The 15,220-nt window shown below is 73.1% G+C and carries 15 protein-coding genes; 12 read left to right on the top strand and 3 right to left on the bottom strand.

Annotated features, from left to right (window positions below; genetic code table 11):
• The first annotated feature begins 341 nt into the window (after positions 1 to 341).
• From ACZ6JS_RS15215 to ACZ6JS_RS15160, 12 genes are all read left to right on the top strand, one after another.
• Positions 342 to 2,318, top strand: coding sequence for a tetratricopeptide repeat protein (locus ACZ6JS_RS15215; RefSeq protein WP_469298067.1), 1,977 nt, complete (start codon positions 342 to 344; stop codon positions 2,316 to 2,318).
• Positions 2,319 to 2,471: 153 nt separating this feature from the next.
• On the top strand, positions 2,472 to 3,587 hold the full coding sequence (gene ald / locus ACZ6JS_RS15210; RefSeq protein ID WP_030855324.1) for an alanine dehydrogenase: 1,116 nt from the start codon (positions 2,472 to 2,474) through the stop codon (positions 3,585 to 3,587).
• Positions 3,588 to 4,036: 449 nt separating this feature from the next.
• Positions 4,037 to 5,074, top strand: coding sequence for a ParA family protein (locus tag ACZ6JS_RS15205; protein WP_225884681.1), 1,038 nt, complete (start codon positions 4,037 to 4,039; stop codon positions 5,072 to 5,074).
• Positions 5,059 to 5,598, top strand: coding sequence for a hypothetical protein (locus tag ACZ6JS_RS15200; RefSeq protein ID WP_469298065.1), 540 nt, complete (start codon positions 5,059 to 5,061; stop codon positions 5,596 to 5,598). The genes ACZ6JS_RS15205 and ACZ6JS_RS15200 overlap by 16 nt, the downstream gene beginning before the upstream one ends.
• 606 nt (positions 5,599 to 6,204) lie before the next feature.
• Entirely contained in the window at positions 6,205 to 7,272 is a 1,068-nt protein-coding gene (locus ACZ6JS_RS15195; RefSeq protein WP_469298064.1) for a segregation and condensation protein A, read from the top strand.
• Positions 7,269 to 7,901, top strand: coding sequence for an SMC-Scp complex subunit ScpB (scpB, locus tag ACZ6JS_RS15190; RefSeq protein WP_469298063.1), 633 nt, complete (start codon positions 7,269 to 7,271; stop codon positions 7,899 to 7,901). Before ACZ6JS_RS15195 ends, scpB begins: the two co-directional genes overlap by 4 nt.
• Positions 7,901 to 9,235 (top strand): pseudouridine synthase, encoded by a 1,335-nt coding sequence (locus tag ACZ6JS_RS15185; protein WP_469298061.1) that lies wholly within the window; start codon positions 7,901 to 7,903, stop codon positions 9,233 to 9,235. Before scpB ends, ACZ6JS_RS15185 begins: the two co-directional genes overlap by 1 nt.
• A gap of 126 nt (positions 9,236 to 9,361) precedes the next feature.
• Positions 9,362 to 9,970, top strand: coding sequence for a nicotinamide riboside transporter PnuC (gene pnuC / locus ACZ6JS_RS15180; RefSeq protein ID WP_469298059.1), 609 nt, complete (start codon positions 9,362 to 9,364; stop codon positions 9,968 to 9,970).
• Positions 9,967 to 11,046: an AAA family ATPase gene (locus ACZ6JS_RS15175; protein WP_469298057.1), complete on the top strand. Its 1,080-nt coding sequence runs from the start codon at positions 9,967 to 9,969 to the stop codon at positions 11,044 to 11,046. The genes pnuC and ACZ6JS_RS15175 overlap by 4 nt, the downstream gene beginning before the upstream one ends.
• On the top strand, positions 11,043 to 11,783 hold the full coding sequence (locus ACZ6JS_RS15170; protein ID WP_469298056.1) for an NUDIX hydrolase: 741 nt from the start codon (positions 11,043 to 11,045) through the stop codon (positions 11,781 to 11,783). Before ACZ6JS_RS15175 ends, ACZ6JS_RS15170 begins: the two co-directional genes overlap by 4 nt.
• The gene (locus ACZ6JS_RS15165) at positions 11,780 to 12,790 is read left to right on the top strand and encodes an ADP-ribosylglycohydrolase family protein (protein ID WP_469298055.1); all 1,011 of its coding nucleotides are present in this window, start codon (positions 11,780 to 11,782) and stop codon (positions 12,788 to 12,790) included. Before ACZ6JS_RS15170 ends, ACZ6JS_RS15165 begins: the two co-directional genes overlap by 4 nt.
• Positions 12,791 to 12,793: 3 nt before the next feature.
• Positions 12,794 to 13,552 carry a nucleotidyltransferase domain-containing protein gene (locus ACZ6JS_RS15160; RefSeq protein WP_469298054.1) on the top strand — a complete coding sequence of 253 codons (759 nt, stop codon included), beginning with the start codon at positions 12,794 to 12,796 and terminating at the stop codon, positions 13,550 to 13,552.
• Here ACZ6JS_RS15160 and ACZ6JS_RS15155 read toward each other — a convergent pair.
• The 3 genes from ACZ6JS_RS15155 to ACZ6JS_RS15145 all read right to left on the bottom strand — a co-directional run bounded on the left by ACZ6JS_RS15155 (position 13,541) and on the right by ACZ6JS_RS15145 (position 15,201).
• Positions 13,541 to 14,221 (bottom strand): nucleotidyltransferase domain-containing protein, encoded by a 681-nt coding sequence (locus tag ACZ6JS_RS15155; protein ID WP_469298052.1) that lies wholly within the window; start codon positions 14,219 to 14,221, stop codon positions 13,541 to 13,543. The two genes, ACZ6JS_RS15160 and ACZ6JS_RS15155, sit on opposite strands and share 12 nt — an antisense overlap.
• Before the next feature lie 73 nt (positions 14,222 to 14,294).
• Entirely contained in the window at positions 14,295 to 14,777 is a 483-nt protein-coding gene (locus ACZ6JS_RS15150; RefSeq protein ID WP_469298051.1) for a Rieske (2Fe-2S) protein, read from the bottom strand.
• Between the two features lie 82 nt (positions 14,778 to 14,859).
• Positions 14,860 to 15,201 carry a DUF952 domain-containing protein gene (locus tag ACZ6JS_RS15145; RefSeq protein WP_469298050.1) on the bottom strand — a complete coding sequence of 114 codons (342 nt, stop codon included), beginning with the start codon at positions 15,199 to 15,201 and terminating at the stop codon, positions 14,860 to 14,862.
• Positions 15,202 to 15,220: the final 19 nt, after the last annotated feature.

Here is a 15,220-nt window from a genome sequence, read left to right as displayed (position 1 = left end):
GGCGCAGGCCCGAACCCGCCCACCGGCGGGCACGGGTTCTCCCGGCCCTGCCGGCGATCGGGGCGCGGGGGCCGGGGCAGAGCCCCGGGGGAACGGCGGAAGGGCGGGCAGGGACGGCCCCGGGCACGGCCAACCCGGCCCGTGCGGCGGGCCCCCGGCCCCGCGGGCAGCGGCACCTGCGCCCGCTGCCCGCCCCGGCAGCGGGGGTCCTTCCCTCGCGGCGACCAGAAAAGCGGACCATCCGCTGATCCGATCGGGGGATTTACCCGCCGCGCTCCACACGGGCCGTCGCTCTGCGTGAACTACGCTCGCCATCCGAAGGCAGGGAGAGGAGCGGATCCGTGACGGATTTCGTCGGGCGGCGGCGTGAGCTCAAAGAGCTGCGCGAGGACATCGCGCGGACCGGGCTCGACACCCTCTCCGGCCGCAAGGCCAAGGCTCCCCGGGCGCGGGTGCTGCTCGTCGCCGGACGCCCCGGATCCGGCCGGACCGCCCTCGCCGAGACGTTCGTGCGCGAGGTCGCCGACCAGTACCCCGACGGGGTCCTGCGCACCAGGCTCACCGCCCCCGGCGGGGAGCCCGTGGCCACCGAGCGCGCCCTGCGAGGCCTGCTGGCGGAACTGGGACGGAGCACCCCGCCCGGCGCCGGCGAGGAAGAGCTCAGCTCCGTCCTGCGCACCGCGCTCCAGGAGCGGAAGGCGATCATCCTGATCGACGATGCGGCCGATCCGCACCAGGTCGACGCCCTGCTCCCCGACACCCCCGAATGCCTCGTGGTGGTCACCGCCGAGGGCCCGCTCACCGGCATCCCCGACGTGCGCCCCTGCACCCTCGGCGGCCTGGACGCCGTCTCCGCCGTCGGGATGCTCGCCCGCTGCATCGGCGACACCCGCATCGCCGCCGACCCGCGGGCCGCCGAATCCCTCGCGGAGGCCTGCGGGGGCCAGCCAGCGGCCCTCGAACTCGTCGGCGGCTGGCTCGCGTCCCGCCCCAAGGCCGCCGTCGCCGACGTGGCCAAGCAGCTCCACGACATGCCGGCCGGTGCCGGCGGCCCGCTCGGCCGCGCCTTCCGGCTCGTGTACGACTCCCTGCCGCAGCCCGCCCAGCGGACCCTGCGCCTGCTGCCGCTCGCCCCCGCCGGCCTCGTCGACTCGCACACCGCCTCCGCCCTGGCCGGCTGCTCCGTGGCCGCCGCCCAGTCCACGCTGGACGACTTCGCCGGGCTGGGACTCGTCCGGCACGCCCCGGACGGCCTGTTCCTGCTGCCGGGCAGTCTCGCGCCGATGCTCCAGGCGCTGCTGGAGGCCAAGGAGCGCCCCGCCGAGGTCCAGCTGGCCCGAGCCCGGATGCTGGAGCGGACCGTCCGGCTGCTGCACTCCTGCCGGGCCATGGCGGCCGCCGAGGGCGACGACCTGGACCCGGAGCTGCAGGAGCTGCTGGACGGCCTCCCGCGCGCCCTGCGTTTCCCCGACCGGCGGGCCGCCGCCGTCTGGCTGGACACGCGCCTCCCGGCGCTCACCGCGGCCGCCTCCCTGGCGGTGGCCGACGGCGAGTTGGACACCCTGGCCCGCCGGCTGGTCGCCGCCCTCGTACGGGCCCTCGCGGACCACCGCGGCACCGCGGCGGCCGCCCCCGAGCTGTACGGGCTGCACCGCCTGGTCCTGGACGTGGCCGAGCGCCGCGGCCTGTACCGGGAGCAGGCCGCGGCGCTGTTGAACCTGGCCGACCTGGACGCCGAGACCGGCCGCACCCAGGAGGCCCTGGAGCGCTACCGGGCCGCCCTGGACGCCGGAAGGGCGGCGAACGACCCGTACGCGACGGGCCGCGCGATGGAATCCGTAGGCGGGGCCTACCAGGAGCTGGCGGACTGGCACCGGGCCTCCGACTGGTTCGGCCGGGCGCTCGCCCAGGCCCTCTCGCGCGGGGAGCGCGCGGACGAGGCCCGGCTGTACGGGCGGCTGGGGAACGTGCACACGTACGCGGGCCGCTACGGGGACGCGCTGCGCAGCTGGCGGGCCGCTGCCGCGGGCTACCGGAAACTGGCCGATGTCCCGGGCCAGGCCAAGGCGTTGAGCGAGATGGCGCGTATCCAGGAGTACGCCGGCCGGCCCGAGGAATCCCTGCACACCTGCCGCGAGGCGGTGGAGCTGGCGCGCCGGGCCGGCGACCAGCGGCTTCAGGCCGCGCTCCAGGTCCGGCTGGCCGACACGCTGGACCGGCTCGGGGACCCCGCGGCCGCGAGGCTGCACCGTTCCGCGGCAGACAGATTGCTGGGAGACGACCCCGCTGCCTGCGAAATCCGCAGTGGATCCGACTGAGATTATTGGTTTGCAAGGCTAGACAGCGACTCATCCTTCATTAAACTGGCTTCACCACGTCATCTCGTGGTGCATCCCGTTGCGCACTCTTGTGGGCGGGTATGTATGGAAGTGCCCCGTTATTTCCCCCTGAGTCAAGGACCGTGATCGACGATGAAGGTCGGCATCCCCCGCGAGGTCAAGAACAACGAGTTCCGGGTCGCCATCACGCCCGCCGGCGTGCATGAGCTGGTCCGCAACGGCCACCAGGTCTTCATCGAGCAGAACGCCGGCGTCGGCTCCTCGATCACGGACGCCGAGTACGTCGCGGCAGGCGCGGAGATCCTCGGCACCGCCGACGAGGTCTGGGCCACCGCCGACCTGCTGCTGAAGGTCAAGGAGCCGATCGCGGAGGAGTACCACCGCCTCCGCAAGGACCAGACGCTCTTCACCTACCTGCACCTGGCGGCCTCCCGCGAGTGCACGGACGCCCTGCTGGAGTCCGGCACCACCGCCATCGCGTACGAGACGGTCGAGCTCGCCAACCGCGCGCTCCCGCTGCTCGCCCCGATGTCCGAGGTCGCGGGCCGCCTGGCCCCGCAGGTCGGCGCCTACCACCTGATGCGCTCGGCCGGCGGCCGCGGCGTCCTCCCGGGCGGTGTCCCCGGCACCCACGCCGGCGAGTGCGTCGTCATCGGCGGCGGCGTCTCCGGCTGGAACGCCGCGCAGATCGCCATCGGCATGGGCTTCCACGTGACCCTGCTCGACCGCGACATCAACAAGCTCCGCGAGGCCGACAAGATCTTCGGCACGAAGATCAAGACGATCGTCTCCAACGCCTACGAGCTGGAGAAGGCCGTCGTCGAGGCCGACCTCGTCATCGGCGCCGTCCTGATCCCGGGTGCGAAGGCCCCGAAGCTGGTCACCAACGAGCTCGTCGCCAAGATGAAGCCCGGAAGTGTACTTGTCGACATTGCGATCGACCAGGGCGGCTGCTTCGAGGACTCCCGTCCGACCACCCACGCCGAGCCGACCTTCCAGGTCCACAACTCGGTCTTCTACTGCGTCGCCAACATGCCGGGCGCGGTGCCGAACACCTCCACCTACGCGCTGACCAACGCCACGCTGCCCTACATCGTGCAGCTCGCGAACCTCGGCTGGGTCGAGGCGCTGCGCCGCGACCCCGCCCTGGCGCTGGGCCTCAACACCCATGACGGCCAGGTCGTTTACGGTCCGGTCGCCGAGGCCCACGGCCTCGAGACCCTCGAGCTCGGCACGCTGCTCGGCTGACCCGTCAACGACTGACGTCAATCTCACGTATCCGGCCGGACCTTGCCCGCAAGGTCCGGCCGGACGCGTTTGCCGACGGCTTCAAGGCCCCGCTCAACTCGCCTCGAACGTAACCCTTTAACCCTTTCGCGCACCCGCGAAACTTCGGGGCGACAGCGCGGACGCCCTTGACAGAGCGGTGTTCGGTTGCCGACACATCGTGCCGGGTCCGGCGGATTGTGTTGCCGCTGAGTGGTGACACGCCATAGAGTCGCCAACCGTCGGCATGGTGCCACGCTGACCTATCGATAAGTGTCCTGGTCACGTCCGAGGAGGTAAGACGACTTGTGAATGAGTCGACATTTACTCCTGGGGGTGGTGGAGCAGGCGTCCCTGAGCGGGGCCAGAGTCCTGCCGGGCTCGAAGCTGTCGGCTCCGTCGCAGTACGCACCTTCGCAAACCACCAGCACATGACGACGCCCCAAAAGAGCATGGACGGCCTAGACGTGAACTCCAGGGCCGGCGACCTGAGCGGCGATACGCCCACGGGATTCGCCGACTACGACAATGTGCCCGAGGGGCACTTCTACGACCCCGACGCGGAGTACGAACCGGACCCCGAGTACGCGGCCACCCTCGCCCCCGACGCTGCCCGCCAGCGCCGTGAGCGGATCGGCCCGACCGGACGCCCGCTCCCGTACTTCCCGATCCCGGGTCCGCTGACCGACCACGGTCCCGCGAAGATCATCGCGATGTGCAACCAGAAGGGCGGCGTGGGAAAGACCACGTCGACCATCAACCTGGGTGCCGCGCTCGCCGAGTACGGGCGGCGCGTGCTGCTCGTCGACTTCGACCCGCAGGGCGCTCTGTCCGTGGGTCTCGGCGTGAACCCGATGGAACTCGACCTGACGGTCTACAACCTGCTCATGGAGCGGGGCATGTCGGCCGACGAGGTGCTGCTCAAGACGGCGGTCCCCAACATGGACCTGCTGCCGAGCAACATCGACCTGTCCGCTGCGGAAGTGCAGTTGGTCAGCGAGGTCGCGCGCGAGTCCACCCTGCAGCGGGCCCTGAAGCCCCTGATGGCCGACTACGACTACATCGTGATCGACTGTCAGCCCTCGCTCGGTCTGCTGACCGTGAACGCCCTGACGGCGGCTCACAAGGTCATCGTCCCGCTGGAGTGCGAGTTCTTCGCGCTGCGCGGCGTGGCGCTGCTGACCGAGACCATCGAGAAGGTGCAGGAGCGGCTCAACCCCGAGCTGGAGCTCGACGGCATCCTCGCCACCATGTACGACTCCCGTACGGTGCACAGCCGCGAGGTGCTGGCGCGCGTCGTCGAGGCCTTCGACGACCACGTCTACCACACGGTCATCGGCCGGACGGTGCGCTTCCCGGAGACCACGGTCGCCGGTGAGCCGATCACGACGTACGCCTCCAACTCCGTCGGTGCCGCCGCCTATCGCCAGTTGGCCAGGGAGGTGCTCGCCCGGTGTCACGCCGAGTGAGTCTGCCCGGCGCCGACGAACTGTTCCGTACGACCGGTGGGATGGCGCTCCAGTCGTCCTCGCCGCGCCGCGGGGCCGACGAGGCATCCGCCGCGGAACACTCGGCCGCTTCGGCCGGGGGCACGGCGGGAGGGGGCCGCAGCCGGGAGGCTGAGGCCGCTACGGAGGCGGACGGCCCCGTGGTGGGGCAGCCGCGGCGACCGCAGGAAGGTTCTGTCAGCCAGGCCGGCCCGACCGCCGGGGCGGCTTCCGCCCCGGCCGGGGCGACCCGGCGGGGCAAGGGCCAGGGCCGCGGCGCGAACCGGCGGCCCAGCGGCCGCGAACGGCACGACGAGAAGATCACGGTCTACGTCTCCGCCGAGGAACTGATGGACCTCGAGCACGCGCGGCTGGTGCTGCGCGGGGAGCACGGCCTGGCCGTCGACCGCGGCCGCATCGTCCGCGAGGCGGTGGCGGTCGTCCTGGCCGACCTGGAGTCCCGCGGGGACGCCAGCATCCTGGTCCGTCGCCTCCGCGGGCGCTAGCCGGCCCGCAGCCGCCTTCCCGCCGCCTGCCAGCCGCTTGCGGCTCCGCCCGGCCGGACCGTACGTGCCGTACGTGCCGCGCCAGTGGTGCCCGGTGGCGCTGCCGCGCCCGACGTTCGCCGAGAGGCCGCCGACCCGCCGTCGGCGGCCTCTCGCCGCTTGCGGCTGCGCGCCCTGCAGGAGGCGACGATCCCGGTCCGGCGTCTGCCGGCCGCTCACCCGGCCGAAGGTCCTGTGAGGGCACTGTCCGCGCGGAACGGCCTGCGGGGAGATCAGCGGTACCGCCGTGCCCAGGCCGCTCCGGGCCGGCCGTGTCGGCTGCGGTGTGTGTGCCGGGCCCGCTCGCGTGCGCCGGCGTGCTGATCGGCCCTGTAGGGGTGCTGGTGGCGTCGTCTGCGGCTTGCGCCGTTGCGCCGTTGCGCCGTTGCGCCGCCGGGCAGCCGCGTCGCCAGCGGCGGGCCGATCGGCACGCCGGGGCGCCCCGCCGGGCCGCTGCGGTACGGCGCGTCGCGCTGTGCCGGGCGGCGGTCGCACGGTCCCGGCCCGCCGGGCGGGGAATCGTTCGGGCAGGGCCTAGGCTTCCTGGGGCGACCTGCCGTTTCTCCCATGACCCACTGGACCGCCATGCCCCCCGAACACGACGCCGCCCGCCCGGTCCGCCGGAGCCTGGGGCGCGGGCCGGGTGCGGGCGCCGGGCCGCAGGCCCCCGGTCCCCTCGCGCCGGAGCCGCTGTCCGGCGGGGCAGCTGTCGTGCAACCCCAGGCCCCCGCCGCGGGTACGGCGGCCGTGGCCCCCGTCGCGGGTCCGGCAGGGTCCCCGGGAGGGGCAGAGCCCGCCGCGGTATCCGGGGGCGGCGTCCCCGCGGTCCCGGCCGGGGGTGACGGGCGGTTCACGTTGCGGCTCGACAACTTCGAGGGGCCCTTCGACCTGCTGCTCCAGCTGATCTCCCGGCACAAGCTCGACGTCACCGAGGTCGCGCTGTCCAAGGTCACCGACGAGTTCATGACGTACATCCGGGCCATGGGGCCCGACTGGGACCTCGACCAGACCACCGAGTTCCTCGTCGTCGCCGCCACCCTGCTCGACCTGAAGGCCGCCCGGCTGCTGCCGGTGGCCGAGGTCGAGGACGAGGCCGACCTCGCCCTCCTGGAGGCGCGGGACCTCCTCTTCGCGCGCCTGCTCCAGTACCGTGCCTACAAGCAGATCGCCGAGATCTTCGAGCGGCGCGCGGAGATCGAGGGCCGGCGCTACCCCCGCACGGTCGGGCTGGAGCCGCACCACGCCGACCTGCTGCCGGACGTCGTCATCAGCATCGGCGCGGAGGGCTTCGCCCGGCTCGCCGTCAAGGCCATGCAGCCGAAGGCCAAGCCCGAGGTGTACGTGGACCACATCCACGCGCCCCTCGTCAGCGTGCGCGAGCAGGCCGGCGTCGTGGTGCGGATGCTGAAGGCGCGTGGCGAGGCCACCTTCCAGGAGCTCACCGAGGACGCCGAGGACACCCTCACCGTCGTGGCGCGCTTCCTCGCCCTTCTGGAGCTCTACCGGGAGAAGGCGGTCGCCCTCGACCAGGAAGAGGCCCTGCGGACCCTCACCGTGCGCTGGAGCGGCGGGGACGGCGACGGCATGCCGACCGTGACCGACGAGTTCGACCAGATCGTGGAGGCGAAGGATTGAGCAGCGACGGCGGCGCGGTGGCCGCGCCGGAACTGAAGCCGGCCCTGGAGGCCGTCCTCATGGTCGTGGACGAGCCCGCGACCGAGACGCACCTCGCCAAGGTGCTGGAGCGCACGCCGCGCGAGGTGGCGGACGCGCTGCGGGAGCTCGCCGACGAGTACACGGCCGCGCGCAGGGGCTTCGAGCTGCGGCTCGTCGCGGGCGGGTGGCGGTTCTACACCCGGGCGGAGTACGCCCCGGCCGTCGAGGCCTTCGTCCTGGACGGCCAGCAGGCCCGGCTGACGCAGGCGGCGCTGGAGACCCTGGCGGTCGTCGCGTACCGCCAGCCGGTGAGCCGGTCGCGGGTCTCCGCCGTGCGCGGAGTCAACTGTGACGGGGTCATGCGGACCCTCCTCCAGCGCGGTCTGGTGGAGGAGGCGGGGACGGAACCCGAAACAGGTGCGATCCTATACAGGACGACGAACTACTTTCTGGAGCGGATGGGCCTGCGCGGCCTGGACGAGCTCCCGGAGCTCGCGCCCTTCCTCCCCGAGGCGGACGCGATCGAAGCCGAGACGCAAGAAGGTGTGCCGTCGTTCGATCCGGACGCACCGGACACCGATGAAGACGACAAGACGACGGAACTTTGATGCGAAGCAGCGGCAACGGCAACGGTGGCAACAGGAACAGCGGCGGCGGTGGCGGCGGCGGGCGTGGTAGCGCCCGTGGCGGCGGCTCCGGCGGCGGCGGTGGCTACCGCGGCGGCGGCTCGGGCAGCGGTGGCGGCGGCTACCGCGGCTCCGGCTCGGGCTCCGGCGGCGGCGGTGGCTACCGCGGCGGCTCGGGCTCCGGCTCCGGCGGCGGCTACCGGGGCGGCCCCGGCTCCGGCTCGGGCAGCGGTGGCGGTGGTTACCGCGGCGGCCAAGGCGGCGGCCAGGGCGGCTCGCGCGACCGTGACCGCGACCAGGCTCCCCAGCGCCCCCGCAACCCCCGCCCCGAGGAGCGCCGCTACGACGTGGGCCCCGAGGGCGAGCGCAGCCGCGGCAGCGCCCGCGGCGACGCTGCGCGCGGCGGTGCCAAGGGCGGCCCCCGCGCGCCCAAGACCCCCGGCATCGGCGGCGCCGGCGGCCCGCGCCGCGGTCCGGGCAGCCGCAGCGGCCAGTCCCGCCCCCGCGAGCTGGACGCGCGCATCGAGGAGCGCGTGCGCGACCGGTACGCCGACAAGCCCGTGATCAAGACCCCGAAGACCTTCCCCGGCGCCGAGCTGGAGGGCGAGCGCCTGCAGAAGGTCCTCGCCCGCGCCGGCATGGGCTCGCGCCGCGCCTGCGAGGAGCTCATCGAGCAGGCCCGCGTCGAGGTCAACGGCGAGATCGTCACCGAGCAGGGCAAGCGCGTCCAGCCGAAGGACGAGATCAAGGTGGACGGTCTGACCGTCGCCACCCAGTCGTACCTGTTCTTCGCGCTGAACAAGCCGGCGGGTGTCGTCTCCACCATGGAGGACCCGGACGGCCGCCAGTGCCTGGGCGACTACGTCAACAACCGCGAGACGCGCCTGTTCCACGTCGGCCGGCTGGACACCGAGACCGAGGGCATCATCCTGCTCACCAACCACGGTGAGCTGGCCCACCGCCTGACCCACCCGAAGTACGGCGTGAAGAAGACCTACGTCGCCGCGATCACCGGCTCGCTGCCGCGCGACATCGGCAAGCGGCTCAAGGACGGCATCGAGCTCGAGGACGGCTGGGCCCGCGCCGACAACTTCCGCGTCCTGGACCAGGTCGGCAAGAACTACATGGTCGAGGTGACCCTCCACGAGGGCCGCAAGCACATCGTGCGCCGCATGCTGTCCGAGGCGGGCTTCCCCGTCGACAAGCTCGTCCGGACCTCCTTCGGCCCCATCGAGCTGGGCGACCAGAAGTCCGGCTGGCTGCGCCGCCTGACCAACACCGAGGTCGGCATGCTGATGCGCGAGGTCGGCCTGTAGGCCCTCCGCTCCACCCCGTTCCCACGAGAAGCCCGCAGTGCCCACGGCACTGCGGGCTTCTCCCTTGCCCAGACCCCGCCCTCCTGTTTATAGTCACAGTGACTATTAAAGGAAGTGGGGTCGGGCATGAACTGGACCTTGAGCTGGACCGAGGTGCTCGGGTTCGCCACGGGCGCCCTGTGCGTATGGCTGGTGGCCCGAGAGCACATCGCCAACTGGCCGATCGGCATCGCCAACAACGTCTTCTTCATCGTGCTCTTCGCCCAGGCCGGCCTCTACGCCGACGCCGGGCTCCAGATCGTCTTCATCGCCCTCGCCGCGTACGGCTGGTGGTCCTGGACCCACGGGGGTGGACCAGGAACCGCCGGAGCCCTGCCGGTGCGCCGCACCACGCCCACGGAATGGGTCTGGCTGGCCGCGGCGGGGGCGGCGGGGACCCTCGGCCTGACCCTTCTCCTCGCCCGCGCCACCGACTCGACCGTCCCCCTGTGGGACGCGGCCACGACGGCGCTCTCCCTCGCGGCGACCTACGGCCAGTGCCGCAAGCTGGTCGAGTCCTGGTGGCTCTGGATCGCCGCCGACCTCCTCTACATCCCCCTGTACGTCCACAAGGGGCTCCACCTCACCGCCCTGCTCTACGTCGGCTTCCTCGCGCTGTGCGTCGCCGGCCTGCTCGGCTGGCGGCGCACGCTCCCGCAGCGCGGCGCCCGTACCGCCCTGGAGGCGACGGCATGAGGCGCTTCGGCCACGGGCTGGTGCTCGGCAAGTTCTACCCGCCGCACGCCGGCCACCACCACCTGGTGCGCACGGCCCAGGACCGCTGCGAGCGGCTGACCGTTCTGGTCTGCGCCGCCTCCGTGGAATCGGTGCCGCTGGCCGACCGCGTCGCCTGGATGCGCGAGGCCCACCCGGACGCGGACGTCGTCGGAGCCGTCGACGACATCCCCGTCGACCTGCACGACCCGGAGATCTGGGAGGCCCACATGGCGATCTTCCGGGCCGCCGTCGGCCGGCGCGTGGACGCCGTCTTCACCTCCGAGGAGTACGGGAGCGAGCTCGCCCGCAGGTTCGGCGCCGAGGAGGTCTGCGTGGACCCCGCCCGGACCCTGTTCCCGGTCTCCGGGACCGCCGTTCGGGCCGACCCGGCCGCCTGCTGGGACTTCCTCGGCCCGGCCGTGCGGGCCCGCCTCGCCCGCCGTGTCGTCGTCCTGGGGGCCGAGTCCACCGGGACGACCACGCTGTCCCGGGACCTGGCCGCGCACCTCCGGGCGCGCGGCGGCGTCTGGGCCGCCACCGGCTGGGTCGAGGAGTACGGGCGCCGTTACAGCGAGGACAAGCTCGCCGCCGCCCGGGCCGCCGACCCGGGCGCCACGTGGGCGGACGTCTCCTTCACCTCCGAGGAGTTCCCCGTGATCGCCCGCCGTCAGGACGAGGCCGAGGAACGGGCGGCGCGCACAGGCTCCCCGGTGCTGGTCTGCGACACCGACTCCTTCGCCACCGGCATCTGGCACGAGCGGTACATGGGCGCCCGCAACCCGGAGGTCGAGCGGATCGCCGCCCTCACCCACCGGGACCTCTACCTGCTGACCGAGGACGCCGGCGTGCCCTTCGAGGACGACGGGCTGCGTGAGGGGCCCGCGCTCAGACCCTGGATGACCAGGCGGTTCCGCGAGGAGCTGGAGGCGACCGGACGGCGTTTCCTGTCCGTGCGCGGGGACCGGCGCGAGCGGCTGGCCGCGGCCGCCGCGGCCGTGGACGAACTGCTCGCCGAAGGCTGGCGGTTCGCCGACCCCCTCCCGGAGAACCGATGAGCGGGGCGGTGGACCCGGGCTATGACCCGCACGCCTTCGAGCCGTTCGCGGTGACCGTCGACCTCGCCGTCTTCACCGTGCGCGGCGGAGCCCTGCACGTGCTGCTGATCCGGCGCGGCCAGGAGCCGTACGCGGGCTCCTGGGCGCTGCCGGGCGGGTTCGTCCTGCCGCGGGAGTCCGCCGAGAGCGCCGCCCGCCGCGAGCTGGCCGAGGAGACCGGCCTGCCCGACCCGGTCGTGGCCGCCCTGCACCTGGAGCAGCTGCGCACATACAGCGAACCGGACCGCGATCCCCGGATGCGGGTCGTCTCGGTGGCCTTCACGGCCCTCGTCCCCGACCTGCCCGAGCCGGCCGCCGAGGGCGGCGGGGACGCGGCGCAGGCCCGCTGGCTGCCGCTGGGCGAGGCCCCGGACCTGGCCTTCGACCATGCGGTGATCCTGGCGGACGCACGCGAACGGATCCGCTCGAAGCTGGAGTACACCTGCCTGGCCACCGCCTTCTGCCCGCCCGAGTTCACGCTCGGGGAGCTCCTGGCCGTGTACGAGACCGTCTGGGACACCGTGCTCGACCGCCCCAACTTCCGCCGCAAGGTCCTGACGACACCCGGGTTCGTCGAGGCCGTACCGGGCGCCGCCCGGCTCACCGGGGGCCGCGGCAAACCGGCCGCCCTCTACCGGGCCGGCCCGGCGACCGCCCTCCATCCACCGCTGCTCCGACCGGAAGGACCCTCCCGATGACGAAACGAGCCGCGACCGGCGCGCTGGTCGGCCTGGCCCTGGGCGACGCCCTGGGCTTCCCGACCGAGTTCAACGACGTTCCCGCGATCCTCGCCAAAACCGGCCCGTGGCGCGAGATGCGGCTGCCCCGCCCGGCCATCGTCACGGACGACACCCAGATGACCCTCGCCCTGGCGCGCGGCATCCGGACCGCGACGGACCGCGGACGCATAGGCCCGCTGCACCTGACCCGCCCGGTCCGGGAGGAGTTCGTCGACTGGTACCACTCCCCGGAGAACAACCGGGCGCCCGGCAACACCTGCCTGCGGGCCTGCGACCTGCTGAACGACCCGCAGCGCGACTGGCGCGACGCCAGCCAGACCGGCTCCAAGGGCTGCGGCGCGAACATGCGGGTGGCTCCCGTCGGGCTGGTGCCCGGCTGGACCGACGAGGAACGGGCCGGCGCGGCCCAGCTCCAGTCCGCCCTCACCCACGGCCACCCGACGGCGCTCGCCGCCTCCGACCTGACGGCGCGGGCGGTGCACCTGCTGGCCGCCGGCACCGAGGTCACCGGCCTGGTCGGGCGGCTGCGCTCGTACGCCCTGGAGAACCGCACCCGTTACCACGAGCGCTGGCTCGGCGACCTGTGGATGCGCACCGCGAGCGACGCCACGCCGGAGTCCTTCATCGCGCGCGGCTGGGACGAGTGCCTGGAGGTGCTGGACCGGCTCGCGGCCGCCCTGCGCTCCCCGTCCCCGGAGACCGACCCCTGCCTGACCACCGGCGACGGCTGGATCGCCGAGGAGGCCCTCGCCACCGCACTGCAGTGCTTCCTGCTCTTCCCGGACGAGCCCCTGACGGCCCTGCGCCGTGCCGCCTGCACGAAGGGCGACTCCGACTCCATCGCCTGCCTCGCCGGCGCCTTCGCCGGAGCGCACCTCGGGGCGGACGCCTGGCCGCTCGAATGGGAGGGCCGCATCGAGTACCGGGACGAGCTCCTGGCCTTCGGCACCCTCTGGGATGCTTGATCCATGCTGGACGCCCTGAGCATCGACCTGACCCCCGTCGTGGCGGAGCAGCCCGATCCGCTGCTCTTCGCCACGGTCTCTGGCGCACACCTGTACGGCTTCCCGTCGCGGGACTCCGACATCGACCTGCGCGGAGCGCACCTGCTGCCCGTGGCGGACCTCCTGGGCCTGCGCGAGGCCGAGGAGACCCGGACCCGCATGTGGGACCGCGACGACGTGGAGATGGACCTCGTCACGCACGACCTGCGCAAGTTCGTCCGGCTCATGCTCAACCGCAACGGCTACGTGCTGGAGCAGCTGCTCTCCCCGCTCGTGGTCCACACGACGGCTGCGCACCAGGAGCTGGTCGCCCTGGCCCCGGGCGTCCTGACCTCCCACCACGCCCACCACTACCGGGGGTTCGCGAACACCCAGTGGCGGCTCTTCGGCAAGGCCGCCGAACTCAAGCCGCTCCTCTACGCCTTCCGGGCCCTGCTCACCGGCATCCACCTGATGCGGTCGGCCGAGGTGCAGGCGCACCTGCCCACCCTGCTGGAGGAGGTGCCGGAGGCGCCGCCGTACCTCGCCGGGCTGATCGAGGCCAAGGCCGCCGCCGAGCACGGGGGCTACGAGGGTCCGCCCGTCGCCGCGGTACGGGGAGACTTCGAGACGCTGCACGCGGTGCTGGACGCCGCGCAGTCGGCCACGGCGCTGCCCGCGTACGGGTCGGCGTTCGAGGCGCTGGACGCGTTCGTCGTGCGGCGGCGGACCCTAGGAGGCTGACGCCCGCCGGGTGCGGACGAGGAAGTCCTCCACCCGGGCGCGGTCGGGATCCTCCGGTAGGGGAGTGCCGGCCCGTGCGCTCTCCGTCTCCTCCTGCAGGCGGGCCATCCAGGAGTCGACCTCGTCCCAGGCGAGTTCCCCCCGGCGGACGGCGAGGAGGCGGTCGCGGTACGGGCCCGCGTCGATGCTCAGGAGGCCGGTGCGCAGCAGGTCGCGGCAGGACAGGAGCAGACGCAGCAGGTGCATGGCGTGCTTCCAGCGCGGCGCACCGTGGACGCGGACGTCCGCGACGAGCTTGCCGTGCTGGGACGCCGCATACCGGCCGAAGCTCGTGTGGGCCCGGCGCGAGAGGAAGGCCCCGCGCAGGGAGAGCAGTTCCGCGCCGACCGGACTGACGTGTTCCACCAGGGGGGAGTGCAGGCACTCCAGGACGTTCGGGTTGGCCCGCAGGGCGAGTTCGCAGAAGCGCTCCAGCTCCCAGGAGAACTCCTCGTCCCGCGGGCCGTCCACGTGCGTGGGGGGCTTCTCGAACCGCCAGAACAGCGGCGTCGGGGCGAGGTAGACACCGCGCCGGTCGGTGTCGCTGGCCTCGGTGGCCAGGCCGAAGGCCCGGGAGCCCATCACGCACCGGTACACCGTGTGGTCCCGTACCAGCGTCAGATCGTCCATCCCGGGAGCCTACGCCGGGACGCACCCGCCCTGCCGGGCCTTTTCCGCAGGCCGGCAGGGCTGCGAGCGCCCGCTACGCGAGAGTGATGCTGCCGTCCGCGGCGACCGTGATCTTCTTCTCGGCCAGCCCCTTGGTGGCCGGCCCCTTGATCACCGCACCGTCCGTGGCCTTGAACTCGCTGTTGTGGCAGGGGCAGTCGATTGTGTTGTCCTCCACCTTGTTCACGAGGCAGCCCTGGTGGGGGCAGACCGCCGTGAAGCAGCGGAAGGAGCCCGCCGTGGGCTGCGTGATGACGAGCTTCTCCTCCTTGAGGACCTTGCCGCCGCCCACGGGGACGTCCGCCGCCTTGGCGATGGACTTCCCGCCGGCCGCGCCGCCGGCCGACGGGGCGGCGGGGGCGGACCCGGGCGGCGGGGTGGCGGCGCCGTTCGGTTCGCCGGACGCGGTGTTCCCGCCGTCACCGCCGCTGCCGCATGCGGTCAGCGCACCGCCGGCCAGGGCGGCCGCGCCGATCGCCAGTACCTTGCGCCGGACGGTTTGCGTGGGGTCGCTCATCAGTCTCTCCTCGCTCTGTGGCCGGATCGGCGTGCAGCATCCTGGCCTGCGGCGGGCCTCAGGTGAAGCCTGCCGCGCCGTTTCACGAGCCCGGCTGCCACGGTGCCAGTGAGGCAGGTGTGCCGGGTGTGCGTACGACCTCCCACACGTGGACCACGGCGTCCCGGTTCAGCGGGCCGAAAACATGGGGGAAACGGCCGCCGGAATCACCCTCCCGCCGGACTTCCGCGGTCAGGGCGTCCTCGTCGAACTCGACCGCCAGCAGGGTCCCCGGCTGCGCGCGGTAGTGCGTGTCGGCGATGCCGAGCACCGTCGCGCGGTCCGCCGAACAGTGCACGAATCCCTCCGAGTCCAGCGAGGGCGGGGCGTACGGGAGCTCGGGAGCGGCGGTCCAGTCGGCGAGCGGGACGATGTGGAAGATCATGCCGAACGTTCTACCGCAG

The organism is Streptomyces sp. NPDC046349, assembly GCF_055587885.1.
This window is presented reverse-complemented; position numbering and strand designations above follow the sequence as displayed.

Excerpts from the sequence above, each read along its gene's own strand:
- ACZ6JS_RS15195 (WP_469298064.1), top strand. The coding sequence starts at position 6,205 with ATGACCCACTGGACCGCCATGCCCCCCGAACACGACGCCGCCCGCCCG.
- ACZ6JS_RS15155 (WP_469298052.1), bottom strand. The coding sequence starts at position 14,221 with ATGGACGATCTGACGCTGGTACGGGACCACACGGTGTACCGGTGCGTG.
- ACZ6JS_RS15205 (WP_225884681.1), top strand. The coding sequence starts at position 4,037 with ATGACGACGCCCCAAAAGAGCATGGACGGCCTAGACGTGAACTCCAGG.
- ACZ6JS_RS15165 (WP_469298055.1), top strand. The coding sequence starts at position 11,780 with ATGACGAAACGAGCCGCGACCGGCGCGCTGGTCGGCCTGGCCCTGGGC.
- ald (WP_030855324.1), top strand. The coding sequence starts at position 2,472 with ATGAAGGTCGGCATCCCCCGCGAGGTCAAGAACAACGAGTTCCGGGTC.
- pnuC (WP_469298059.1), top strand. The coding sequence starts at position 9,362 with ATGAACTGGACCTTGAGCTGGACCGAGGTGCTCGGGTTCGCCACGGGC.
- ACZ6JS_RS15150 (WP_469298051.1), bottom strand. The coding sequence starts at position 14,777 with ATGAGCGACCCCACGCAAACCGTCCGGCGCAAGGTACTGGCGATCGGC.
- ACZ6JS_RS15160 (WP_469298054.1), top strand. The coding sequence starts at position 12,794 with ATGCTGGACGCCCTGAGCATCGACCTGACCCCCGTCGTGGCGGAGCAG.
- ACZ6JS_RS15170 (WP_469298056.1), top strand. The coding sequence starts at position 11,043 with ATGAGCGGGGCGGTGGACCCGGGCTATGACCCGCACGCCTTCGAGCCG.
- ACZ6JS_RS15145 (WP_469298050.1), bottom strand. The coding sequence starts at position 15,201 with ATGATCTTCCACATCGTCCCGCTCGCCGACTGGACCGCCGCTCCCGAG.
- ACZ6JS_RS15175 (WP_469298057.1), top strand. The coding sequence starts at position 9,967 with ATGAGGCGCTTCGGCCACGGGCTGGTGCTCGGCAAGTTCTACCCGCCG.
- ACZ6JS_RS15185 (WP_469298061.1), top strand. The coding sequence starts at position 7,901 with ATGCGAAGCAGCGGCAACGGCAACGGTGGCAACAGGAACAGCGGCGGC.